18 protein-coding genes are annotated in these 24,969 nt (G+C 55.2%); 12 read left to right on the forward strand and 6 right to left on the reverse strand.

Features of this window, described 5'->3' with window-relative positions:
• Nucleotides 1-68: 68 nt before the first annotated feature.
• Entirely contained in the window at nucleotides 69-557 is a 489-nt protein-coding gene (locus AB1748_RS18625; protein ID WP_111138335.1) for an Hsp20 family protein, read from the reverse strand.
• Between the two features lie 175 nt (nucleotides 558-732).
• The gene (locus AB1748_RS18630; protein ID WP_111138336.1) at nucleotides 733-972 is read right to left on the reverse strand and encodes a transcriptional regulator; all 240 of its coding nucleotides are present in this window, start codon (nucleotides 970-972) and stop codon (nucleotides 733-735) included.
• 366 nt (nucleotides 973-1,338) lie between these two features.
• Between AB1748_RS18630 and AB1748_RS18635 the strand changes: the two genes are divergently transcribed.
• From AB1748_RS18635 to AB1748_RS18645, 3 genes are all read left to right on the forward strand, one after another.
• Nucleotides 1,339-1,563: a DUF3606 domain-containing protein gene (locus AB1748_RS18635; RefSeq protein ID WP_111138337.1), complete on the forward strand. Its 225-nt coding sequence runs from the start codon at nucleotides 1,339-1,341 to the stop codon at nucleotides 1,561-1,563.
• A 518-nt stretch (nucleotides 1,564-2,081) separates the two neighbouring features.
• Nucleotides 2,082-3,866, forward strand: a complete 1,785-nt coding sequence (locus AB1748_RS18640) for a GGDEF domain-containing phosphodiesterase (protein WP_111138338.1) — start codon at nucleotides 2,082-2,084, stop codon at nucleotides 3,864-3,866.
• A gap of 203 nt (nucleotides 3,867-4,069) precedes the next feature.
• A complete protein-coding gene (locus AB1748_RS18645; protein ID WP_111138339.1) occupies nucleotides 4,070-5,257 on the forward strand; it encodes a diguanylate phosphodiesterase in 1,188 nt (395 codons plus the stop codon).
• A 1,253-nt stretch (nucleotides 5,258-6,510) separates the two neighbouring features.
• On the opposite strand, the gene AB1748_RS18650 is transcribed toward AB1748_RS18645, so the two are convergent.
• A complete protein-coding gene (locus tag AB1748_RS18650; RefSeq protein ID WP_111138340.1) occupies nucleotides 6,511-7,584 on the reverse strand; it encodes a RepB family plasmid replication initiator protein in 1,074 nt (357 codons plus the stop codon).
• 2,090 nt (nucleotides 7,585-9,674) lie between these two features.
• Here AB1748_RS18650 and AB1748_RS18655 point away from each other — a divergent pair.
• The 7 genes from AB1748_RS18655 (at nucleotide 9,675) to AB1748_RS18685 (ending at nucleotide 18,540) form a co-directional block, all read left to right on the forward strand.
• Nucleotides 9,675-10,877 carry an AAA family ATPase gene (locus AB1748_RS18655; RefSeq protein WP_111138342.1) on the forward strand — a complete coding sequence of 401 codons (1,203 nt, stop codon included), beginning with the start codon at nucleotides 9,675-9,677 and terminating at the stop codon, nucleotides 10,875-10,877.
• Nucleotides 10,874-11,845: a ParB family protein gene (locus tag AB1748_RS18660; protein ID WP_367396361.1), complete on the forward strand. Its 972-nt coding sequence runs from the start codon at nucleotides 10,874-10,876 to the stop codon at nucleotides 11,843-11,845. The genes AB1748_RS18655 and AB1748_RS18660 overlap by 4 nt, the downstream gene beginning before the upstream one ends.
• Before the next feature lie 215 nt (nucleotides 11,846-12,060).
• Nucleotides 12,061-12,987 carry an aminoimidazole riboside kinase gene (locus tag AB1748_RS18665; protein WP_111138344.1) on the forward strand — a complete coding sequence of 309 codons (927 nt, stop codon included), beginning with the start codon at nucleotides 12,061-12,063 and terminating at the stop codon, nucleotides 12,985-12,987.
• A 157-nt stretch (nucleotides 12,988-13,144) separates the two neighbouring features.
• Nucleotides 13,145-14,659 carry a carbohydrate porin gene (locus AB1748_RS18670; RefSeq protein ID WP_367396362.1) on the forward strand — a complete coding sequence of 505 codons (1,515 nt, stop codon included), beginning with the start codon at nucleotides 13,145-13,147 and terminating at the stop codon, nucleotides 14,657-14,659.
• 67 nt (nucleotides 14,660-14,726) lie between these two features.
• Nucleotides 14,727-16,097, forward strand: a complete 1,371-nt coding sequence (locus AB1748_RS18675) for a sucrose-specific PTS transporter subunit IIBC (RefSeq protein ID WP_367396363.1) — start codon at nucleotides 14,727-14,729, stop codon at nucleotides 16,095-16,097.
• On the forward strand, nucleotides 16,097-17,506 hold the full coding sequence (locus AB1748_RS18680) for a sucrose-6-phosphate hydrolase (protein ID WP_111138347.1): 1,410 nt from the start codon (nucleotides 16,097-16,099) through the stop codon (nucleotides 17,504-17,506). The genes AB1748_RS18675 and AB1748_RS18680 overlap by 1 nt, the downstream gene beginning before the upstream one ends.
• Before the next feature lie 29 nt (nucleotides 17,507-17,535).
• Nucleotides 17,536-18,540, forward strand: coding sequence for a substrate-binding domain-containing protein (locus AB1748_RS18685; protein ID WP_367396364.1), 1,005 nt, complete (start codon nucleotides 17,536-17,538; stop codon nucleotides 18,538-18,540).
• A 28-nt stretch (nucleotides 18,541-18,568) separates the two neighbouring features.
• On the opposite strand, the gene AB1748_RS18690 is transcribed toward AB1748_RS18685, so the two are convergent.
• Both AB1748_RS18690 and AB1748_RS18695 read right to left on the reverse strand, forming a co-directional pair.
• Nucleotides 18,569-19,108, reverse strand: a complete 540-nt coding sequence (locus tag AB1748_RS18690) for a chorismate mutase (RefSeq protein WP_111138349.1) — start codon at nucleotides 19,106-19,108, stop codon at nucleotides 18,569-18,571.
• Nucleotides 19,109-19,372: 264 nt separating this feature from the next.
• Nucleotides 19,373-20,284, reverse strand: coding sequence for an N-acetyltransferase (locus AB1748_RS18695; RefSeq protein ID WP_111138350.1), 912 nt, complete (start codon nucleotides 20,282-20,284; stop codon nucleotides 19,373-19,375).
• A gap of 184 nt (nucleotides 20,285-20,468) precedes the next feature.
• Here AB1748_RS18695 and AB1748_RS18700 point away from each other — a divergent pair, with 184 nt between their 5' ends.
• Together AB1748_RS18700 and AB1748_RS18705 are read left to right on the forward strand one after the other, a co-directional pair.
• Entirely contained in the window at nucleotides 20,469-20,969 is a 501-nt protein-coding gene (locus AB1748_RS18700) for a hypothetical protein (protein WP_367396365.1), read from the forward strand.
• Between the two features lie 380 nt (nucleotides 20,970-21,349).
• Entirely contained in the window at nucleotides 21,350-22,930 is a 1,581-nt protein-coding gene (locus AB1748_RS18705; RefSeq protein ID WP_367396366.1) for a diguanylate cyclase, read from the forward strand.
• Nucleotides 22,931-22,954: 24 nt separating this feature from the next.
• On the opposite strand, the gene AB1748_RS18710 is transcribed toward AB1748_RS18705, so the two are convergent.
• Nucleotides 22,955-24,736 carry an EAL domain-containing protein gene (locus AB1748_RS18710; protein WP_367396367.1) on the reverse strand — a complete coding sequence of 594 codons (1,782 nt, stop codon included), beginning with the start codon at nucleotides 24,734-24,736 and terminating at the stop codon, nucleotides 22,955-22,957.
• Nucleotides 24,737-24,969 lie beyond the last annotated feature (233 nt).

The following is a 24,969-nucleotide window of genomic DNA, read 5'->3' on the forward strand; positions in this document are numbered from 1 at the left end:
ACTCGCCTCTTTCTTCTCATAAATCAAAAAAGGCGGAACAGCCTCAGCCGTTTCCGCCCGGGATAGCATTACTGATGTTCAAGCGTGCGCGGACCGTCGGTCGCAATCGGGATGCGGCGCGGTTTTTCGCTCTCCGGAATTTCCTGATACAGGTCGATCTTCAGTAAGCCTTCCGCCAGCGTGGCGCCCGTGACCTTCATGTGCTCGGGAATCGAAAAGCTCAGCTGAAAATCGTGTCGGGCGATGCCGCGATGGATCCAGCCGCCCTCCTCCTGACGGGGTTCGCCGGACGTTTCCTGACTGTCTTTTTCTCTGTGACCCGCCACGGAAAGCCGTCCGCCACGATGCTCGATCTCCAGCTCCTGCTCTTTCCAGCCCGGTACGCTCACGGTCAGCGCATAACGATGATGCTCAAAACGCTGCAGGTCATAAGCGGGCGCTGCAGAAACGGGACTGTCGCCTGTCAGCTGACTGAATAATTTATCGATGCGGTTGAAGCGATCTGAAAACACAGAATCCGCCAGTGAAGGGAATGCTGAGAAGGGTTGTAATGACATAGTGATAATCTCCTGAACAGGTTCATCCAAAAGTTCATCTGACCGGTTTAACTCTCCCGGTCATCTCCCTGAATAGGGATAAGCGGTCAGCTTTCAAGTCGGCAAAGCGCACTTTTTTTATCGCCTGCCGACGGAGATTGATCCTGAGCGTGAATATCAGAGCTTCACGCAGCCCCTATTTTTTATTCTGCGGTGCCAGAACGTAATGCGGATGACGCCCGGCCAGCAACAGCAACAGTTCATATTCGCCCTGACTCAACAAGGCCGGATTGACTGCGGCTTCTTTGGTTTGCCAGACACGCAGGCTGAGATCGAAACGTTCTGCCGCACTCTGCTGGGAAAGTCCGGCGGCCAGCCGAAGTTCACGCACATTACTCTGGACAACCACAGGCGGCTGGGGGGGACGATTAACCAAACAACGCTCCTTCAATAGGGTGGAACCGCCAGCGATCACAGCAGCGTTATCACGTAAAGCGAAGCGATCCGAAAGCGGTCAGAGAAAAGACCAGTGAATAATTGACTATTTTAAATAAATGTCAAATTTCAGGTCAGCCATTTTCACCACATCCTGTCACAAGCGAAGCGGTATATTTTGACTTAAAGAGGACTTTTCTATTTTGTTTGAGTGTCTTAATTTGCGGGCCAGGAATTATCCTGTTGTTCGCCCGGAACGCTTTTCAGGGATTAATCCGCTATCTCACTGCTTCTTTCTTCATCAGGATGGGCGCTTCGTCTGAAGCCTCTTTTCAGGCGAATCATTGCAACCCGAGGAGGAAAATAAATGAAACACGCTATCCAGCGTCGCTCACCCGACGATCTGTCACAGGTCGACATTCGTGAACAGTGGCAAATCACCTACTGGACACAGGAACTGGGCACGACACAGGAGAGGCTGACGCGTGCAATCCGCGAAAACGGGCCACAGATAGAACAGGTACGTGCGTGGCTGGCGCAGAATCCGCCACGTCGCCGTCCGGCCCAGCCGCTGAATGGCATCAAACGCTAAACTGTCTGCTGACTGACACGCTGTGTTAACGCCAGCCTCAGAGTGGATGCCCCGCTCTCTGCCGGGTTTACGCGGAGCAAAACGCTCAGCGGGCCTTAGTGCTTTCCCGGCTTTTACCTGCTGTTTTAACAGGTTACCTTTTCTGCCCCCTATGGCCTGCTATTCTCAGTCTGACCTGGCCGGATTTTTACTGTCGGAACCGGGTTAATGCTATTGTTAACCTGCCCGGATGTGAAATGTTCATACACAGGAAATAGATATTCACACTTCTGAAGACTCAGCCTGCAAATATAAAATCACCATCGGTCATTCGTATCACCCTGCTTCGATTAAATTTTCGAATCGTAAATCCCCCTTTTCTGCGTTAAAGAAAATAATAAGAGACACCCGCCGCGCACTCACCTATCATCCTGATGAAAATAAAAAATACGCACTATTTCCTGCCGCCCGAATGAAATTTCGCTCCGGGCAGTTTTCTTTTTCGCTCCGTAATCAGACGGTGCGGGGGTTTTACACACATGCTCAACCATTTACACGGCGACAGTGAGCGCCGAAGCCGTGCCTTACAGGCGCTGCGTGATCCCGACGAGAGTCGCGATGACGTATTACGCAAATTTGTCAGGCTGGCCAGTCAGGCCCTGGGGATCCCGGGCAGCTTTATCTCTGTGCTGGATGATGAGTTTCAGACCATCCGCGCATCTCATAATTTTGATCTGCAGCGTTCAACGCGGGCGGACTCTCTCTGCCGCCATGTGGTTGACAGCGACAGCGCGGTGATTGTCCCCGATACCTATCACGATGCGCGTTTTGTTACCCATCCGCTGATCACCGGTGCGCCTTTTATACGCTTTTACGCGGGTGTGCCTCTGAAAACCCGCGACGGTATGATTCTTGGCACACTCTGCGTGACCGACACCGAACCGCATGCCTTTGCCTGCGATCAGGTCACCACACTGACGCTGCTCTCAACCCTGGTGATGTCCTTTCTGGAAGCCTGGCATTCGGCAGGGTTTACCGATCCGGTCACCGGATTGCCTAACCGTCAGCGCCTGATCCGTGATTTGCAGTATATGGCCGTTGCCGGGGATATCACGCCGCGCCGCCTGGTTCTGATCGACTGTATTGATATGTCGCGCGCTTATGAGATGGCCCGCACCATGGGCATGAGTCCGGTTGAGAGCCTGCTGAAAGATATGGCGACCCTGCTGCCGCTGCGCCTGCGGCCGGCAGTGGGCGAGATGATTTACACCGTGGCAACGGGCCGGTTTGCCATTCTGACGCGAGCGGATAGCCGGCTCAGCGCAGCCTGGGTCGCCGGTCGTCTGGAAGGGATCAGCGCAGACATTGATGAGGGGCTCTCTGTTGCTCTTACGCCGCATACCGGAGAAGCGGGCTTTGTGGCAGGCAGCATGTCAGCGTCTGACGTGCTGCGCCGGGCCAGCACAGCGCTGAATGAAGCGGTAGGCCGCGGGCTACCCTCTCAGCGCTTTGATGAAGAGGCGGAAACGCAGCGCTCAGAAGATTTCCTGCTGATGACCGATCTTAAAACCGCGCTGCGTCAGAATATCGGGCTTTATATGGTCTATCAGCCGAAAATCTGTTTGCTGAAGGGTAAGCCGGTCGGACTGGAGGCGTTAATCCGCTGGAAACACCCCTGCCGGGGCGAACTTTCACCCGGCGCATTTATCCCGCTGGCTGAGCAGACAGACCTGCTCTCTGTGCTGACCGAGTGGATTATCGATAAAGCCATTGAACGTCTCAGCCGCCTGCGGAATCACTGCATTCAGTTGCCACTGACGATTAACGTCAGCGTACGCGACTTTGCCCGCGAAGGGTTTGCCGCCGGGCTGGAAAGTAAAATGCAGAAGGCTAAGCTGCCGACTTCTCTGCTGGGCATCGAATGCCTTGAGACAGAGCGTATTCTGGAAAGCCCGACCGCCCTGCGCGGGCTGGAGATGCTCAGAGAGCGGGGATTCACGATTTCACTCGATGATTTTGGTGCCGGCTATAGCAACATCAGCTATCTGCGTCGTATGCCGCTGGATGTGATCAAGCTGGACCGTTCCCTGATCAGTGAGCTTTCCTCCGATACGGCTTCACGCATCATCGCCCGCAGCATCATCGCCATGCTGAAAGAGCTGGACTATACCGTCGTGGCAGAGGGGGTTGAGTGTACGGATACGGTGGCCTCCCTGACCGAATATGGCTGCGATCAGGCTCAGGGCTTCTTCTATTCGAAACCGTTAGACGAGGAGGCGCTGGATCAGTGGCTTCACTGGAAGCTGCGGGGGGAGTGTATTTAATGCAACACGGCGCGTAGGATTGCGGTTGCATCGTTTTGTAGCGTTACGGATAGTGCCTGCTGCTCCTCCGGCTCGCCTTTTTTGCCGCTTTGCTTACCGCCGCCTTATGTGGTGCACACTGTGCGGGATCCGGCAAAGAAGGATGAAACATTTTTTGAACAATGTTAGCGTGTGCGCAACAACCATATGAACAGGAGCTGCACATGTTAACTACTATAATTTATCGCAGCCATATTTCAGATGATTTTCCGGTCAGAACCCTGCCAGAGATGGTCGATAATGCCAGTAAAATCAATACGTCTCACGGCGTGACCGGCATTCTGCTTTTCAACGGCACGCACTTCTTCCAGCTGCTTGAAGGCCCGGAAGCGGGCATTCTCGCAGTTTATGAGCGAATCTGTGCTGACCGCCGGCACCATAATGTCGTAGAACTGATGCGTGACTATGCGCCATACCGCCGCTTCGGTAATGCAGGCATGTCGCTGTTCGACCTGCGCGAACATGATCGCTCATCTCTGCTTCAGGCGGTTCTGGATAAGGGGACGTCAAAATATCAGCTGACCTATGATGATCGGGCACTGCAATTCCTGCGTACCTTCGTCGAGTCCCGCGAAAAAGAGAACTATTACGAGGTTCTCCCGCCGGGTTACTGGGAATTTATTTCCGAACACGATGAGGCGCCCGCGTCGAGTCCGGAAACAGAAGGCGTCACCTTCCGCCCGGTCGTCGATCCGCTGGCGCGTCGGGTGACGGCGATTGAAGCAACCACGGTTCGTCCGGCAACGTCCGGGGAGATCGCTGGCGATGCGCTTTACGCCGAAGACCTGGAAACCCTCAAACAGACCTTCAGCCATGCCGGCAGAGTCTGTCCTGATGATATGACGCTCTACGTCAGTCTGCTGCCGATGACGCTGGTAATTATCCCCGATGCCGTCACGCAGATCCTGGCTGCGATTGAGCAGGCAGGACTTGTGCCTGAACAGGTTGTGATCGGCGTCAGTGAAACCGCCGTGATTTCGCAGCTGGAGGCCTTCTCTGACGCCGTCCGCGCCCTGAAAGCCGTCGGCATCAGCCTGTCGATCGACAATTTCGGTGACGGTTCAGCAGGATTATCCCTGCTCACCCATATTCAGCCTGATCGCATCCGTATCGATGCCGGGATCACCCGCGACGTTCATCGCAGCGGACCTAAACAGGCAGTGGTACAGGCCATTATCAAATGCTGTTCAGCGCTGGAGATCACCGTTATCGCGGCGGGCATCGTTCAGGCTGAAGAGTGGATGTGGCTGGAAGCGGCTGGGGTTATCAACTTCCAGGGCACACTGTTTGCGGCTGCGGGTCGCTACGAGGCGCAGTCTGTCGCCTGGCCGGAATACCGGGAAGCGATGTAACCTTCGCTCTGCGCATCATGAAAAGCGGCACATCAGAGTGCCGCTTTTTTTAGCCGCAGCCAGAGACTGCATCACGCCCACCACCTGCACTGCGATGTCACCCTCTTTTTTCCTGCGTGACCATGTCACGAGATCCCGTTGATGCTGGATCCACCCTGCGGCTTAATGCCTGTAGATAACCACTGTAGCGAGTAGTCCAGTCCGGCGGCGTAAGGGATCCCCGAGGGCCTTTTCATCGACGCCGGTATCATAATGCACCAGATATTTACTGTAGCGAGTGCCCTTTTATATGAGCCTGCATGTGGAAGGTATTGCGTAATATCAGCACCGAGCGACAGCGTGTCAGCCTCTGTGCATCGGTTCTGGCAGCCTGAGGACTGATCGTCAGCTAAGCTTCTCGTTTTGATAACCACTATAGCGAGAACACCGGAAACGACCGGCACATGCGGCGGTAACGGGCACATCGTCCCCTCGGCGGGCGATTAAAGCGTGTATTACGGAGCCACTCCGGGTGTCCGGCATTATCCGGACTGGCATCAGACCCGTTACGGTTAACCACTGTAGCGAGTAGTGCTATATCAGCAAAAGAAGGTGACAGTCTGTGAAAAAACGATGACACAGGCCCTGAAATGATAGTAAGTGCTTACATTTATAGGTAAGAGGCTGCTGCAATCACAGCGATCGCATGATAACAACCACTATGGTGAGTAAACTGCGCTTTTCTGTTCTCATCTGATAACCACTGTAGCGAGAACGTTTACTCTGCCAGCACGATAATCCGTGCAGTAAACAGGCGATTGGTCGGAAAAGTGAGCGGGTAACCACTATAGCGAGTTAATCATGGGACAGGAATGAGGGCTTCAGATGCTCTGACAGAGCAGATAACCACTATAGCGAGTTTATCCGGACGAGCACAGGCTCCTTTGTGCCCCTGTGGACCGCAAAACGCACCGCATCAGCCTCGCCGCAATCCCATGAAAAGAGAAAATAACCACTGTAGCGAGTAAACAGCAGAGGTTTCCAGACCGTCAACCCTGCAGATAGCCGTGAGTAACCACTGTAGCGAGTAAAATTCTCGCCCCATCCTGTCGATCAGGATAACGGATGAGCCGCAGTGTGACGGGGATACAGAGATCGACGACAGTAAGCTCAGGAGACAACGCTTCAGAGGTAACCACTGTGGCGAGTAACCTGACTCGCTACAGTGGTTGCAGAAAGATAACGGAAGATCTGCCGCCTGCCGGGCATAGCCATTACAGCTTCTTTTGCTTACGGATCTTGTTCAGTAACTCTATTTCCTCGCGCGAAACCATAACCAGCTCACTGCTTTCCTCTGCGAGCAGCGGTTCAGGCAGGCTGACGTCAATCACGTCGGGATCGATATCCAGATCGTCAAACTCATCCATCTCATCATCGATCAGGCCCGACTTGCTGAGCGGCAGTTCGGCCGGGCGCAGCTTTGGATGGCGATAGTGGACCCAGAAGTAAACTGACGAGCCGCGACGCGTTTCGGTGTAGTCGAGATAACCAATCTCTTTTAACTGCTCCATGGCCTTTCTGACGGTGGCATTCTGGGTGATCACGCGCGAGGTCAGATTAAGCCGGGCGCGCAGACGCGCCATGGAGATCGGCGCCGGTTTTGGCGGCAGGCTTTCGATAAAGGTGTAGAGCGCCTGAGCAGACTCTTTGCGTGCCAGCTCATTGATGGCTTTCAGCTGCAGCAGAACCTTTCTGTCGAACTGATAGAGTTCAAAGATCTTGGGATCGGCCTGCAGCGTGACCGTATCCTTTTTAATGCTGTATTTGGCCGACTGCACCAGGTGCGTGGTGTAGTTTTCGCCGCCTTTGCTGGTAAACGTCAGGGTATTGGAGGCGATGCGCGTCAGCGACGCATCCAGACGGCTCCTGAGCTTCGAGGAGAGCCGCGCAGAGGGTATACCGCAGAGTTTGGCAAACTCAACGAATGAGAGCGTTACCGTGTCTCCCAGACACTCATGCGTGGCAAATGCCCGAATGATCCCCACCCAGGTTTTAAAGTCGTTATCCATATCCAGCCGCGCACCCAGAATCTTGATGTTGTCATAGCCTTCAGACCTGACCAGGGATAACTGTTTCAGATCCTGGGTCACGTCCATGGCGTTCATCTGGTTTTTCTGACTGCGAGCGGTGGATTTAAGCGTAGGAACAAACAGGCCGAGTCGCATCAATGCAACCGGCTGCACGGTGTTATTACTGTTGGGAGTCAGCGTAACAACCTCCCCCGTGCGTTTATCAGTTTCGCTAAACGCATCCGCTATGTTCAGGATATCTGGTTCTTTTCTTGGCATGGGGAAGATCCGTGATGTGAACAGACAAAAGCCGCCGCTACTCGATACAGTGGATACTATCACTCACTATAGCGGTTAATCTACTTGCCATAGTGGTTAATTGTCTCGCTACAGTGGATGTTTTGCTCGCTATAGTGGTTAGTCACATGTCCCGAAGGCAGGCATACCAGTGCCTCGCGGCTGCCGGGGATCTCTCAGGAACTTTCAGGGATCTTATGAGGATCGATGATTGGATCGATTCAGTGGATAACCCGACATATTTGGCTGAAAACTGCGCATCTTTCTGACACGCCAGGTTCTGTCAATAGCCGTTCTCCTGAACGGCCCTCTGAAAGTACCCACACAGCCCCTGACAGAAGCTTTTCCACACGCTGAAAGGCCATTTACTCGCTACAGTGGTTATCCGTCACTCGCCAGCGCGGTTGCTTTTCTCGCTACAGTGGTTGTTACACTCGCTACAGTGGTTTTTCTTCTCGCTATAGTGGTTACGGATCCCCTCTCAGGCGTGATGTGACAAGGCCTGGGACACTGCGGGGATCTGTTTAGGATCTCAGTTTGATCTATTAAGGATCGAACAATTGGATCTGGCCTGTGGATAACGGGGATAAAAACCAGACGTTAAAAATGAACCACAGAAGCAACCCCTCTCACAGGGCCTGCAGAAAACAGTCTGACAGGAGAGAAACGGGTAATTTTGTAAAGAGGCTAAAACAGTTGATAACGATGAGTGTGCCAGGCATCTGCCACAGTATTCTCACTAAACAGAAACAGGGCGTTAAACAGAAATCGTGCGCGTTTTCATTTTTTCCACCATGAAAATAATTTCATAACTAATTGATTTTAATAATTAAAATTATATATTTTCATGATGAAAACACCCTCGGGAAACGTTATTTCTGCCTCTGTTTGTAACGGTTAATGAACAAAAATCAGAAATGCACAAGGGATGGTGCTTTTATCCCTGCAAAAGATCAGAGATATCAGAAAGTAACAGAAGATACGATTGCCAGTATTTATCCGGGTGCAGAGCATAGCCGCGTTTCGAACAGGTAAATCAGTGATGGCTGTTAATAATTCAGAACGCTCCATAGCGGGATTAACCATGGCAACCCATCTGAGCATCAGCAGAAATTCACAGAATTGAGCACAGACGAGCATCGCACTATCAGAAAAGTATGACGGTCCAGATTTGTAAGTCTCAGACACCGCCTCTCTGAAAAGCCGCTGACACCACAATCTGGCCACCTGAAAAATAACACTTGCGCTGAAAGTATCGTCATCAATCTGAGTAGTGCTTAAATCGAATCGTTGCACTGAATGCCAGCAGGAAGTGAACTGACCCTTTTTCATGCACAAAGAAGTTTTGTGCAAACATTCCCTTCCCTGCCTTTAAATCGATTGATTGAATTTAACGACTATCACCATAGTGAATACGGGTCTGGCTGAGTGGCACCATGATTCTTGTCGGAGAGGCAGTTCTGTGCGTTCTGAACAGGGAAGTATTGCTGAGGTGGGAGCAGGAGCAGATTACGATAACAATCTCTGTAAGCCTCAGGCTTTTTACGCGCTCATCTGACCAGGCTTGTCGTGATACCTCTGTAAAATAGATTGTCCACGTCTGCTGACAGTATTTAATCCGGTATTTTGAACGGCAGATGCAGATAAGACTCAGACACCCTATCCATGCTAACGGAATAATTAAACTGACGCCTGTGACCCGATAATTTCAGACAGATTTTTCACCAGCCCTTTTCTCTTTCAATGTACTGATTTTATTGGTTTTTTATGAAATTTTCATGCTGAAAACACCATCAGAAAAACCTGTATGATACAGGCAGGAAGCTCACCGGGCATAATACCTCTTTCTGCGTAAAATCAGTTCCGCCATCTGCACAGTCATCGCTTTGCAGTTATTACTGTTTATGTTTTTAAAGCATAGACAATGCATGTACCCAGTTACTCTTCTCTAATCCTTCAGGTAATCCGCTTCACTCTGTGATAAAAAATCCAGGTTTTTAGCTTTTTTCTAAAAAATTGGCAGGTCGCTGCTTTTTGTGTAGTATGCCAAAAACATTAAGAAAGAGGGGCTTATGAAGCGTGATTATGGCGGAGTGCTGGAGATGGCAACCCGTGCCAACTCCATGTTGCATGGACTCAGCGATCATATTGAGCAGCAGCGTCAGGAGTTTAACCAGACCGGCTTTTATCAGACCTTTTCCCGCAACGCGGTCGCCAATATGCCACTGCTGAGCAAGCATGCCGTAGTTGCTGCGATCAGCGATATGGAAGCCGCAGGCTATCAGTTCGGTAAAAAACAGACCGGCAGCACGTCACAATATGCATTGACCATTCAGAACGTGGTCGACATCTATCAGCATCGTAAAGTCCCTAAATATCGTGACCGTCACGATGGTCCTTTTGTCGTGTTTGTGGTCAGCCTTAAAGGTGGCGTGTCTAAAACCGTCAGTACGGTTACCCTTGCGCACGGCATGCGCGCCCACCCTTCTATGCTGCACAACGACCTGCGCATCCTGGTTATCGACCTCGATCCTCAGGCGTCCAGCACCATGTTTCTGAGCCACACCAACAGCGTCGGTTCCGTACTCGAAACCGCCGCGCAGGCGATGCTGAACGACCTGGATGCCGATCAGCTGCGTGAGCAGTTTATCAAGCCGACCGTGATGCCTGGCGTGGATGTGATCCCGGCTTCGATTGACGACGGTTTTGTGGCAAGCGACTGGGAAGAGCTGGTTGCTGAACATCTGCCTGGCGTGGCACCTTCAGAGGTATTACGCCGCAACGTAATCGACCGTCTGGCGGGTGACTATGACTTCATCTTCCTGGACACCGGCCCCCACCTCGACTCTTTTATGCTGAATGCAATTGCAGCCAGTGACGTCCTGCTGACACCAACGCCCCCGGCGCAGGTCGATTTCCATTCCACTATGAAGTATCTGACCCGCCTGCCGGAGATGCTGGAGCGGATCGAATCTGAAGGCGTCGAACCACGCCTCAAGGCAAATATCGGCTTCATGTCCAAGATGACCTCCAAGCACGATCATCTGACTTCCCAGAGCTATGCGCGTGAGGTCTTTACCAAATCGATGCTGGACTGCGGTTTACCGCGCCTGGATGGATTCGAGCGCTGTGGCGAGTCTTTTGATACCGTCATCAGCGCTAACCCGGCCTCGTATCCGGGCAGTGCAGACGCGCTGCGCAAAGCCAAACATGAAGCCGAGCAGTTCTCCAGGGCTGTTTTTGACCGAATCGAATATATCAGGAGTACCCTGTGAGCAAACCTATACAGCGTATCGGCCGTAAATTCGGGGACTCGGCTATCGCCAGCATGATAGACAGCAGCAGCCAGTCACGCACCTTTACGCTGAAGTCGGGTGCCAAAGCGACCTTTGTCCGTCAGCTGATCCCGCATGATGATATTGCCACCCGAACCAGCGTTGATCCCGGTATCAACGGACGCGACCAGCGCACGCTGACGCCAGAGTCGCTGCAGGAGATCACCCGTACCATTACGCTGCAGCAGTTTTTCCCGGCTATCGGTCGCGTCAACGGAAACCAGATTGAGATCATGGATGGCTCACGCCGCCGCGCCGCCTGTATGCTTTCCGGCGCCAGTCTGGAAGTGCTGGTGACGGCGGATGCGCTGAGTCTCAGCGATGCGCGTCAGCTGGCCGCTGATATTCAGACGGCAAAAGAGCACAACCTGCGCGAGCTGGGGCTGCGCTTCAAGCTGATGTACGATAATGGCATGAGCAAAAGCGAGATCGCCAAAGCAGAGGGGATCTCCAATGCCAAAGTTTCCCGCGCGTTCCAGGCCGCCGCCGTTCCCGCCGAATTTATTGAGCTGTTCCCGGTCGTCTCTGAACTGACCCTGCAGGACTATCAGCTGCTGCTTGACGTATCGGAAGAGGCGAAAGCGGAGGCGATGGACATCAGCGAACTGGTCGATCAGATCCGTCACAGGCTGGATGATGATGCGGCCCTGCAAAGGGCCAGTCTGGATGAGAAGAAAGGCGTTATTCTGAACGGATTCAAAACGGCCCGCCGTCAGTTAAAGAAGCCGGCTCCCGCCAGCAAAACGGTGACGGAAAAACTGGCCACGTTCAGCACGGCCAATACCTATGCGCGTCGCAAAACCAATGACGAAAAGCGCACCATACAGTATGAATTCAGCCGCCTGCCAAAAGAGATAGCCGAGCAGATCGATGCCTCGATCAGACAGATACTCTCCACTGTCAAATAATCTCATATCAGCTCACGGATAACAGAACCGGCCCTGCGCCGGTTTTTTATTTCCGGCAAATCATTCCGGCCATCCCGCGTCTGCCTTCTCCCTTATTATTCCTGCAAAACTCTGTTAACCAGGCTCCAGATCAGTGGGGTTTAACTTGAAGTTACCGCCGTTTGACGCTATAGCTAAAACGGTTTAGCTTTCAGGTTTAATCAGAGGAGTGTGTTATGTCCGTTCGCGTATGGTGCCTCGGTGATGCCGTGGTGGATTTACTGCCCGAAACGCCGGGTCGCCTGATGCAGTGTCCGGGCGGTGCGCCCGCCAATGTGGCGGTGGGGATCGCCCGTCTTCAGGGAAACAGCGGTTTCATCGGCCGGGTAGGGGCCGATCCCTTTGGTGAGTTCATGCGGCAGACGCTCCGTGAAGAGCAGGTCGATACCCGCTATATGGTGGCCGATCCGGAGCACCGTACCTCAACGGTCGTGGTCGGTCTGGATGAGCAGGGTGAACGCTCCTTTACCTTTATGGTCCGGCCCAGTGCCGATCTGTTCCTCGCGGCTGCGGATTTGCCTGCTTTCCGTTCCGGCGAGTGGCTGCACTGCTGTTCGATCGCCCTGGCCGCTGAGCCTTCGCGCAGCACAACCCTGACGGCGATGCAGCAGATCCGGTCAGCAGGCGGTCATGTCAGCTTCGATTTAAATCTGCGCCAGGATCTCTGGCCCGATCCGGCGCAGCTGCGTGCGGTGGTCAGTGAGGCGCTGAGCTTTGCCGACGTCGTGAAGCTGTCGGACGATGAGCTGGCGTTTCTCTGCCCGGATCGGGAGCCGTCAGTCAGCATGCCGCAGCTGGCGGCGCAGTTTGGCCTTAAATTGCTGCTGGTCACCCGGGGCAGGGAAGGGGTCATCGCCTGTTTTCAGGACCAGATAAAGCATTACACGACTTCGCCGGTTACCAGCGTTGATACCACAGGTGCTGGGGATGCTTTTGTCGCGGGGCTGCTCTGGAAGCTGGCGCAGCACGGGCTGCCAGCCGACGAATCGCAGTTAGCGCGCTGTCTTGCCAGCGCACAGCACTGTGGTGCCCTGGCGACCACGGCTAAAGGGGCGATGACGGCGCTTCCCTGGCTTCACCAATTGGACGATCTGGCTGGCTGACGGTCATTTATTGCCCCTGTTTTGCGAGCTGTCTCACAATCACTAAACCGGTTTAGCTATTTTCGTTGCGAAGGGAAATTACCCGTGGCTATGATTTGCGCCTAAACCGGTTTAGCAAAAGCTGGTGATGATAGCCACTCTCCTCGGGGACATAAAAATGAAAAAAAGCACGCTGGCAGTGACCCTCTCTGCCCTTCTCCTTTCCACATCTGTCTGGGCCGATCCCAGCATGAGCAGCATTGAAGCTCGCCTGGCGGCCATGGAGCAGCGACTCCAGGCTGCCGAGCAGCGGGCGAGTGCCGCAGAAACCCGTGCTGAGAATGCTGAAAAGCAGGCTCAGCAGCTGGCGGCAGTACAGCAGCAGAATCAGGCGGCTGCCGCTCAGGTCGCAAAGAACAGCGCGAAACCGGAACCGACGCCTGCGGATAACGGGGGCTTCGAATTTCACGGCTATGCCCGTTCTGGTCTGCTGATGAACAGCTCGGCTGCCCGGACACAGGGCGGGCCAACCGTTACCCCTGCCGGGGAAACCGGCGGTCATGTAGGACGGCTGGGTAACGAACCGGACACCTACGTTGAACTTAACCTGGAGCATAAACAGACGCTGGACAATGGAGCGACTACCCGCTTCAAAGCGATGCTGGCGGACGGGCAGCGCACCTACAATGACTGGACCGCTGCCAGCAGCGATCTCAATCTGCGCCAGGCGTTTGTCGAACTCGGTCAGCTTCCTACCTTCAGCGGCGCGTTCGATAACGCCACAGTCTGGGCCGGTAAGCGTTTTGACCGGGATAACTTCGATATCCACTGGATTGACTCCGATGTCGTGTTCCTGGCCGGAACCGGCGCCGGTATTTACGACATGAAATGGGGCGAGCAGGCGCGAAGTAACCTCTCGCTGTATGGCCGTACCTTCGGTGATATTGAGAACAATGAGAACACCGCGCAGAACTACATCCTGTCGCTGAATAACTTTGTCGGGCCGGTGCAGCTGATGGTCAGCGGCATGCGGGCGAAAGATAATGACGATCGCCGCGACATTGACGGTCTTAGGGTGAAAAGCGACGCGGCAGAAACCGGCGTCCATGCTCTGCTGGGGCTCCACAACGACAGCTTTTACGGGCTGACAGAAGGTACCGCAAAAACCGCGCTGCTTTATGGTCACGGACTGGGTGCGGAAGTGAAATCCATTGGCTCCGACGGGGCGCTGCTGCCGGAGGCAAACACCTGGCGTCTGGCGAGTTATGGCATCACGCCGCTGGGTGGCGGCTGGCACATTGCGCCTGCGCTGCTGGCACAGCGCAGTGACGATCGTTATGTCAAAGGTGACAGTTATGACTGGGCAACAGTCAACCTGCGCCTGATTCAGGAGATCACGCAGAACTTTGAGATGCAGTATGAGGGTTCATATCAGTACATGGATCTGCGTCCGGCCGGTTACAACAACCGCAACGCGGTCAGCGGCAGCTTTACCAAACTGACCGTCGCCCCGACCCTGAAAGCCGGGGATGTCGGTGACTTCCTTAAACGGCCGGAAATCCGTCTCTTCGCCACCTGGATGGACTGGGATCACCGGCTGGATAACTACGCCAGTGACGATGCATTCGGCAGCAAAGGCTTCGATGCCGGCGGCGAATGGAACTTCGGCGTACAGATGGAAACCTGGTTCTGAACAGGCGGCCCCGGCAGCCGGGGCCATTACGCCATGCGGATAAAAACATAACAAGACTGAGGTATCTATGGATTACGTAAAAATCGCCCGGGCACTCCTGCCGCTGATGGGAGGCAAAGAGAACATCGCCAGCGCCGCCCACTGTGCCACGCGCCTGCGGCTGGTGCTGGCAGACGATGAGAAAGCGGACACTGCCGCCATTGGCCGCGTTGAGGGCGTTAAAGGCTGTTTCCGCAACGCCGGACAGCTGCAGGTGATCTTCGGCACCGGCGTGGTGAACAAAGTCTACGCGGCCTTTATTGCCGAGGCAGGCATCAGTGAGTCGAGCAAATCTGAAGCCGCCGACATTGCCGCCCGCAAGCTCAACCCTTTCCAGCGCATCGCCCGCCTGTTATCCAATATTTTCGTGCCCATTATCCCGGCGATTGTGGCGTCAGGTCTGCTGATGGGCCTGCTGGGAATGGTCAAAACCTACGGCTGGGTCAATCCAGAAAATGCGCTCTACATCATGCTGGACATGTGCAGTTCGGCGGCCTTTATCATCCTGCCGATCCTGATTGGCTTCACGGCTGCCCGTGAGTTTGGCGGCAATCCGTTTCTGGGCGCGACCCTGGGCGGGATCCTCACGCATCCGGCACTGACCAACGCCTGGGGTGTCGCCGCCGGTTTCCACACCATGAACTTCTTCGGCATCGAAGTGGCGATGATTGGCTATCAGGGCACGGTGTTCCCGGTGCTGCTGGCAGTGTGGTTTATGAGCCTGCTGGAAAAGCAGCTGCGCCGGATTATCCCGGATGCGCTGGATCTGATCCTCACGCCGTTCCTGACGGTCATCATCTCCGGCTTTATCGCGCTGCTGATTATCGGCCCGGCCGGCCGGATGCTGGGCGATGGGATCTCGTTTGTCCTCAGCACGCTGATTGCGCATGCTGGCTGGCTGGCCGGACTGGTGTTTGGCGGACTTTACTCGGTAATTGTGATTACCGGTGTGCATCACAGCTTTCACGCTATCGAAGCAGGACTGCTGGGCAACCCTTCAATTGGGGTGAATTTCCTGCTGCCCATCTGGGCGATGGCGAACGTCGCGCAGGGCGGTGCCTGTCTGGCGGTCTGGTTTAAAACCCGCGATGCAAAAATTAAAGCGATCTCACTGCCCTCGGCATTTTCCGCGCTGCTGGGGATCACCGAGGCAGCCATTTTTGGTATCAACCTGCGCTTTATGAAACCCTTTATCGCCGGATTAGTGGGCGGTGCGCTGGGCGGTGCCTGGGTCGTCTCGGTGCATGTTTATATGACGGCGGTAGGGCTGACCGGTCTGCCGGGTATGGCGATTGTCCAGGCCGGATCGCTGCTGAACTATATTATCGGTATCGTCATCGCGTTCACGGCCGCGTTCGTGATCTCTTATCTGCTTAAATACAAAACGGATGCAGAATAATGGTTTCATCAACACGTCTGGCCGCCATTCTGCAGGCGGTCATGCAGGGGATGCCAAAGGCGCTCAGCGACAGCCACTATCCCGGCTGGCATCTGGCACCGGTTACGGGCCTGCTGAACGATCCCAATGGCTTTATCCAGTCCGGGGGTGAGTATCATCTCTTTTACCAGTGGAATGCGCTGGGCTGCGCCCATCAGCACAAATGCTGGGGACACTGGCGATCAGCCGATCTGCTGCACTGGGTGCATCAGCCCCTTGCCCTGATGCCGGATGAGGCGTATGACCGCAGCGGCTGCTACTCCGGCAGCGCAGTGGAGGATGAAGGTGTCCTGACGCTGATCTACACCGGTAATGTGAAATTTGAGGATGGCTCGCGTACCGCGTGGCAGTGCCTGGCGCAGCAGAACAGCGCAGGCGGCTTTGATAAGCTAGGGCCGGTCATCGCGGTGCCCGAGGGCTACACCGGCCACGTTCGCGATCCCAAAGTGTGGCGGCATGAAGATCGCTGGTACATGGTGCTGGCCGCGCAGACGACAGAGCGACAGGGCAGGGTGCTGCTGCTGCGTTCTGACGATTTGCGAACGTGGCAGAATCTCGGTGAGATTGCGGGCAGCGAACGGGGCGGGCTGGCAGCCGCGGGCTACATGTGGGAGTGTCCTGATATGTTCAGGCTGGGCGACAGCACCTATCTGATCTGCTGCCCGCAGGGCGTGGCGCGCGAAGAGAAGCGCTATCTGAACAGCCACGCCTGCGCCTGGCTGAGCGGATCGCTGGATTATGCGCAGCCAGCCTTTGTGCATGGATCGCTGAATGAGATGGATGCCGGGTTTGAATTTTATGCCCCGCAGACCACGCTGACGGCGGACGGCCGGCGTCTGCTGGTGGGCTGGATGGGCACGCCGGATGGTGAAGAGATGGCCCAGCCCACGATTGCGCAGGGGTGGATCCATCAGATGACCTGTATACGCGAGCTGAGTTCGCGTAACGGCCGGCTCTGCCAGCAACCGATCGCCGAGCTGCAGGCGCTGCGGGAAAAGGAGCAGCACTATCTGGGCCGTGCCAGTGACGCGCCCGCGATCGCCGCGCGGCGACTGGAGCTGATGCTGGAGAGCGAGGGCGGCATCGAACTCCGCTTCGCGGATACGTTGATCCTGACGTGGCAGCAGGAGGAACTGCGGCTGACGCGCCGCAGCCTGGTGACGGGAGAGTGGATGACCCGTTACTGGACCGGAGCCGCCCGCCGGTTGCAGATCCTGTGCGACCACTCCAGCGTTGAGATCTTCATCAATGATGGCGAAGGGGTGATGAGCAGCCGCTATTTCCCTGAGCATCCGGCGAGGCTGACCCTGCACGGAGACGCAGAACTGCAGGTGCGCTACTGGTCGTTACGTCGCTGCATGGTAGAATAAGCGCCTGTTTCATTAACCGATGCCTTGTCGTGAGAAAAACAAAACGCGTTACCATCAGTGACATCGCCGGACTGGCCGGGGTTTCAAAAGCCACGGCCAGCCTGGTGCTCAACGGCCGTGGTGAAGAGTTACGGGTCGCGAAGGAGACGCGCGAACGGGTTCTGGCTCTGGCCAGGGAGCATCACTATCAGCCCAGCATTCACGCCCGGATGCTGCATGATGCCCGCAGTCATACGCTGGGGCTGGTCGTGCCGGAGATCACGAACCACGGTTTCGCCGCTTTTTCTCACGCGCTGGAAAATCTCTGCCGCGCGGCGGGCCTGCAGCTGCTGATCGCCTGTACCGACGAAAATGCCATCCAGGAGCGCGTTGTGGTCAGTAACCTGGTGTCGCGTCAGGTTGATGGGCTGATCGTCGCCTCCAGTATGCTGAGCGACAGCGACTATCTCAGCCTCAGCGAACAGCTGCCGGTGCTGCTGTTTGACCGCCATATGAACAATACGAAGCTGCCCTGGGTCATTACCGACTCGGTTACGCCAACGGCTGAACTGGTTGAAAAGCTGGCTCGTGCCTGCCCGGAAGAGATCTACTTTCTGGGCGGTCAGTCCGCACTCTCGCCGACACAGGATCGTCTGGCCGGATTCAGGCAGGGTCTGGCGCGGGCAGGGGTGACAGCGCAGCCGGAGTGGATAATCCAGGGTAACTATCATCCCGGCAGCGGCTATGAGATGTTTGCCACGCTCTGCAGCCAGCTGGGACGCCCGCCGAAAGCGATGTTCACCGCCGCCTGTGGCCTGCTTGAGGGGGTGCTGCGCTACATGAGCGAGCATAACCTGCTGAACAGCGACATCCGTATTGCCAGTTTTGACGATCACTATCTCTATGATTCGCTCTCGATCCCGATTGATACGGTAGAGCAGAATGTCCCTGAGCTGGCGCAGGCCAGTTTTTCTCTGCTGACCACGATGATTGCGGGTGAGGAACCCCTCCGGCGTCAGCTGGTCCTGCCCGCCACGCTGCGACTGCGCGGATAGCAGGCAGATGCTTTTCCGGTCAATGGCGTCACTCCGTTTTGCGCCGGATGCGCGAAAGAGAGGTCACAAGGCTGGTTTTATCGGCCTCACTGAGATGAGGCGCTGCAAGCGCCGCCATCAGCCCGCGTCGATCCGGCTCCGTCAGCGGGCCCGCCTTCAGACGCTGGCTGATCGCATTAAGCAGTTCTCTATCCAGCCGTTCTATCTGTTGCCGTGTTTCCGCCAGGTCTGCGGGTGCGCGGGCGTTTTCAGGCGTGGAGAGCCAGTCTGCCAGATAGCGGTACTGTATCGCTTTACCGGCGTTCATCAGGGCATGAATAAAGGGGGCCACCGACTGCGGTTCAAGCCCTGTCTGCTGCGCGTTGCTCAGCATCTTATCCAGCACAACCTGCTCACGAGGCAGATCTTCTACAGGCAAATGGTGCCGGGCTTTATAACCGGCAACGGCTTTCATAATCTGCATGCGTTCATTCAGTGCTGCTGAGATGGCGTCGGATGAAACCGATCCCGCGAAAGCGTTGCTGCATAAAAACAGTGAAGAGAGAAAAACAGCCACAAATTGTGTCATCTGCCTGCTCCGTTAATGAAAACTGGCACTGATTTATGCATGAAAAAATAACTTAGTGTGATTATTTTGTTTTCAAAATGTGAATGAGTGCGTTGATGCAGACGATCGCACTATATCGTTAATCAGATTGCGTTTTTTCATAAAAAATTCATCTCTGAATGCCATGCTGGCAGGCTGTTTCCAGCGTAACCCGATGCCATATCCGATTCTGCCGGAGGGGCTTTCCGGGCCGTCTGATCTGTCACGGGCAGAAGCGCCGTGCAATTAAATTGCGCGCCGGGCGGTGCGCAGATCGGCGGGCGTAAAAAAGTGATATTTCAGCAGGCAGCGCCGCCCGGCATTCTGCGCGCTGCGCAGAGAAGGGGTATTACCCGGCAGAATCGTACCGGTCAGCAGTGCCGCCGGGTCATAGCACTGATTAAGCTGCTGCTGCAGGCAGCGCTGAGCACGCGCGGCCAGCCCGCGGCCCTGATACGCAGGCGTAATCACCTCATCCATAATCTGGAATCCCTCCATAAATGCCAGCCGCCGCGGCACACAGATTATCAGCCCGGCCACGCTACCCTGCCAGACGATCAGACAGACATGCCCCCCGGCGATATCGTCACGCAGCTCCTGACTGCTGGTAGCCAGCAGCTGTCCGCGCAGATGGGGCAATGTCTGCCAGCTGGCGCGGTAGGCGCGGTTAATCGCCGTCATACAAACGGGATAATCCCTGTGGCTGGCTCTGACCAGCGAAAGTGCCGGATCGCCGGGTGCGCAGGATGATGCCGGCTCGCTGCCGAAGATCAGCTGGTCTGTGATGCCGATATCAGGCATGGAAGCAGGTAACAGAATACGCAGTTTCAGAGGCTTCAGCGGCTGCCAGGCCTGCATGATGGCGCTGGCAACGGTATGATCCAGCTCTCCGTCCCGCGCCACGACTTCAATAAAAGGCTGGGCGAGGTCGCCACCCAGATAACGGGGACCGGTGAGATAACGCTGACCGTTGATCGTCAGTTCACGCTGCAGAAAGGTGTGCTGAGGCAGGCCGGTTTCACGCCAGGGAAAAGCGGCCGAGAAATGATGATCGTGACATCTTAACGCCTCCTGTGCCAGCCAGCGGGTCAGCCAGTCGCTGAGGCAGGCAGAAGAGACCGGAACGGTACGATAAAGCGACACCATATAATTCAGCATACGAGTCCTTATTTGGCCGCCGTCAGCGATCGCCCGCTTCTCTGTGGCTCTGCCGGAGCGCAGAGAGGCAGATGTGGCTGCTGAGAGTGTAAACGAAGTGCGCGCTTTATGACCATCACTAACGCATCGGTAGCGTCTTTCATGCCCGTGCCCGTGCCGGTGACGCACGATCTGTCAGGCCCTGATGAAAATCCCGGCAGCATATCGCTCTGCGCGCGGATTAGTCCTCCCCGATGATGGTGCTGATCATAAACTCAGGATTTATTTCCTGAGATTCAGGCCGGATTATTTCCGCATGGTCAAATTAATTGATGATATAAGGCATAGTTGCACAAAAATATTAAGAATGCCGGGTCAGCATAACTTTTACGAAAATATGACGGAATCAGATAATCAGCCGGCAATAAATAGCTTATGCTTTAGGGGTCGTCAGATAATTATAAAATATTCAGTTCTTTTACCACCCGGGGGTTATATGGTTCATATTGATTTATGTACCAAAGAGGGCGTAATGAAAGCTTATGCTTTTCAGACGCCCATGCAGGCAATGACACTGTTGGATACAATTAAAGATGATGAGTTTCAGTGGTTTAATCTGGAGTGGGATGGACAAAGATTTACCTGCCCCTATCATTTTATTAAAAGACTCAGCAGCCGATCTTATATCCGATCATTCTGGCGTTAATTATCGTAATGTATTTAGCAGAGGCTCATCTGAACGTTTATCGCGATCTCTGCTTTTACTCTCCTGAAGCTGATTCATCTGGTCTGTTCAGCGGGGCAAACGCTGCCCCGCTATTTTCCCCTTAAACCGGTACTGTCATCGGTACCCCTGATAATAGCGGTGGACAAGGCCACGGATTCCGCCGCAACTCGCCCTCATTATTCACGGCTAAGTTTTATCGCGTTCAGCACATTGTCATCCATTGATTCAGCCGGACTGCGGGGTTGCAGACAACACCGGGCAATAAATCGTTATCAGGGGTAAATCGTCTTCTGTTCCCTTCTTTGAATCGGGTTGCGGCTGATACACTCAGATTAATCTCAATGCGGACCCCGACTCTGATGCATCAAGAAAAAATCCGTCTTCGCTCACTGCTGACTTTACTTTCAATTGGCGGGGTTATACTGACCTCGGGTCTGCTGCTGGGCGCGCTGCTGCTGTTTCAGAAGGCCAACATCGAAGAGAGCCTGCTGGAAGGCAACATTGCGTATGCCAGTAAACTGGCAGACACCACCGATCGCTATCTGGCGACAGCACAGCGTGAACTGGCGTGGAGCGCCACCCAGATCACGGGGCTCAGCGACACGCAACTGCTGAAAGCGGAAACCGAGCGGCTGCGGATGCAGTCGGGCATTTTCAACTCGGTGCTGGTGGTTAACAGTCATGCCATCGTGACCGCCATCTCCCCCGAAAGCCTGAATCTGAAGGGGGTCAGACTCGACTCACCCGCCAGTCAGCAGGCCATTACGACGCAAAAGCCCTTTATCTCTAATCCTTTTACCTCGGCCTCCGGAAATTATGTGGTGTTCCTGTCTCAGCCGCTCTTCAGCCCGGAAGGGCATTATCTCGGCTATGTGGGCGGGACGATCTACCTCAAAAAACACAGCATACTGAGTGACATCCTGAGCCAGCATTTCTATACCAAAGGGTCGACAGTCAGCGTGGTCAGCAATGACGGGCTGGTTATTTTCAGTCACGATCCGGCGCGCGTGGGCACAAAGATGCCCCTCAGCCCGGCGCTTCAGAAGCAGCTCGCATCGACCGAGAACGGCCATTTCACGCTGGAACGAGACGGACGGGACTTTCTGACCGGTTACGGAACGCTGCGCAGCACGGGCTGGAACATCTTTGTCACCGGCTCCTTTGAAACGGTCAGAACGATTCAGATCAAGTCAGCCGAGAATGCCCTCTGGTTCATTCTGATCATCATCGCCCTGACAGCAGCGATTATTGCGTCACTGGCCGGGCGAATCGCCTCGCCCCTCGAAAAGCTGGCGGACCAGGTTCGCAACGAGGGCAACGACCCGCAGAGCGGATCTCTTTCGGCGGTGAAAACCTGGTATTACGAGGCCGATCGGCTGAAAGAGGCCGCGCAGGAGTACCGCTATATCGTTGCCCGGCGTCTGGCGGCGCTGAATAACGAGGCGATGACCGATCCGCTGACGGGCTTGTGCAACCGGCGCGGTTTTACGGCGCTGGCGACAGCCTCAGACAGCCAGCATGAGCAGTGCGTGATCGCGATTGATATTGACCATTTTAAAAAGATTAACGATCTCTACGGGCATGATGCCGGCGATGCGGCACTGGTCAGGCTGGCTTCGTTACTGCGTCAGGCCTGTCGCACAGGCGATGTTGTCAGCCGGTTCGGCGGCGAGGAGTTTATTCTTTTGCTGCCACACACCACCCTGGCTGACGCCGCCGGTATCGCGGAGCGTATCCGTGAAACCGTCAGCGCCACGACCTTTCCGTTTGCCGGCACGATGACGATCTCTGCTGGGGTCGCCTCGCTGACAGAGGAGGGGAGTGACCGTGAGTCTCTGATACGGCGTGCCGATGAAGCACTCTACAAGGCCAAAGCCGCCGGACGTAACAGGGTGATAATGGCGAGGCCTGAAGGGTTCATCGCCTTTGCCCCGGCCTGATAACGCTTCAGGGGATGAGGGGGCTCAGCACTTGCTGCGAAGTCGCCAGCCGAGCCACTCATCCAGCGCCATTTCCGGCAACGGTCGGGCATAGAAAAAGCCCTGCGCCTGATCGCAGCCAAACTCGGTCAGTGCCGTTTCGGTTTCCGCACTCTCCACGCCTTCGGCCAGCACTGTGTAATCCAGATCCTTGAGCATAGCGATTATGCTGCGGGCAATAACGCGCGAAGCGGTATCCGATGAAATCTCGCTGATCAGCGAGCGGTCGAGCTTGATCACGTCCAGCGGCATGCGTCGCAGATAGCTGATGTTACTGTAGCCCGTACCGAAATCATCCAGCGAAATTCCGAAGCCACGCAGTTTCAGCATCTCAAGCCCCTGCATCGCGGCCGGGCTTTCCAGGATCCGTTCGGTCTCCAGACACTCAATGCCCAGCAGCGAAACCGGCAGCTTCGCTCTGATCATCTGATCCTCCAGTTGGTCGGCAAAACCGTCGCGGGAAAAATCGCTGCTGCTGACGTTAATGGTGACCGGCAGCTGAATATAACTGTCGCGCAGCCGTGCGAGGCGGGTGATAGCCTGATCGGTCACCCAGGCTGTCAGCTCGCTGAGCAGTTCGGTTTGTCCGGCAAAAGGCAGAAACTGCGCCGGTGAGAGTTCGCCGTGCTGGGGATGTTTCCAGCGGATAAGCGCTTCCAGGCCGATGGGCTTGCCGCTGTGCAGACAGATTTTAGGCTGATAGGCGAGCCATAGCCCTTTATTCTGGCGGATGGCTGCGGCCAGATCATGCATCAGGGTGAAATCCTGGGTATGGCGGGTATCGGTATCCTTGCTGAAAAGCATGGAGGGAACGTCACGGGTAATCGCCTCATGCAGGGCGCTGACGGCACGTCGCAGGATCTCCTGCGGCGGCAGTTCCCCGGTGTTGAACCCGGCTTCCCCGGTGTGAGTCACCAGCGCTACCGACAGTCCGTCGCCGAGATCGGCGCTGATCCCCGTCAGCTTATCTGCCACCCAGTTGGCCGTCATCCTGCTCTCCTGACGTGTCAGCAGCGCAAAACGCCCGGTTGCCACCGTGTAGAGCATTTCACCCGGCGCGGGCCGCAGACGCAGCGGCAGCAGGGTGGCAACATCTTTCAGCAGGCTTTCAACCGGGCCCATTCCCATTGAGCGCGCAAGCTCATAGGCGCGCGGCATATCGATGCAGTCAATCAGAACCAGCCGCCGTGGCGTGGTGTCGCCGGAGGCGGCCAGAAACTGCAGATCGCGGATCAGACGCTGACGGTTAGGCAGGCCCGTAACCGGATCGGCAAAGCCCGCCGAATACCAGGCTTCCAGAAAAGACATTACCAGCGCCGCCAGCATGGTGAGCATCGCCACCTGCTCGCTACCGAAGCGATGAGGTGCCACGTCGGTGACGCACAACGTTCCCAGAATGAGGCCGGTGCTGCTCTTCAGCGGCACGCCGGCATAGAAGCGAATAAACGGCGCGCCCAGGATCAGCGGATGTTCCGCAAAGCGTGCGTCGAGCAGCGTATCAGGCACCACCACGATACTGTCACTGTCTACGGCGTAACGGCAGAGCGAATCCTGGCGGGAAGAGTGCGTCAGCGTGAAATTATGCGCTGCCCTGACGTACTGCATCTCATCATCCAGCACGGAGATAAAACTCCCCGGAATACCGAGCGCCTGGCTGGCCAGCCGGACAAACTGCCGCAAAACCTGGTCACGACTTTCGTCGTAACTCAACAGCGCATTCAGCGTGCGCGCGCGGCAATCGTCGTCGCCGCCTGAACATGTAAGCATGGATCCCTCCGCACCGTCTGGTTACGGAGCGAAATTAAACAGATAAATTTAATGATATGGCGTGATCACTACAGGCAATTTCTTAAAAAGGGAATAGCCCTGACAGTTTATTTTTTTAGTTCACTGTGCGCCACTCCTGACCAGGATAGCAGGGCTTTTTTCTTTAACGAAATATTTTACTAATCACGATTCTATTATTTTGTCGTCAGAAACTTTTAATTTCTGAAATACCC

This window comes from Pantoea sp. Ep11b (genome assembly GCF_040783975.1).
Taxonomy (GTDB): domain Bacteria; phylum Pseudomonadota; class Gammaproteobacteria; order Enterobacterales; family Enterobacteriaceae; genus Pantoea.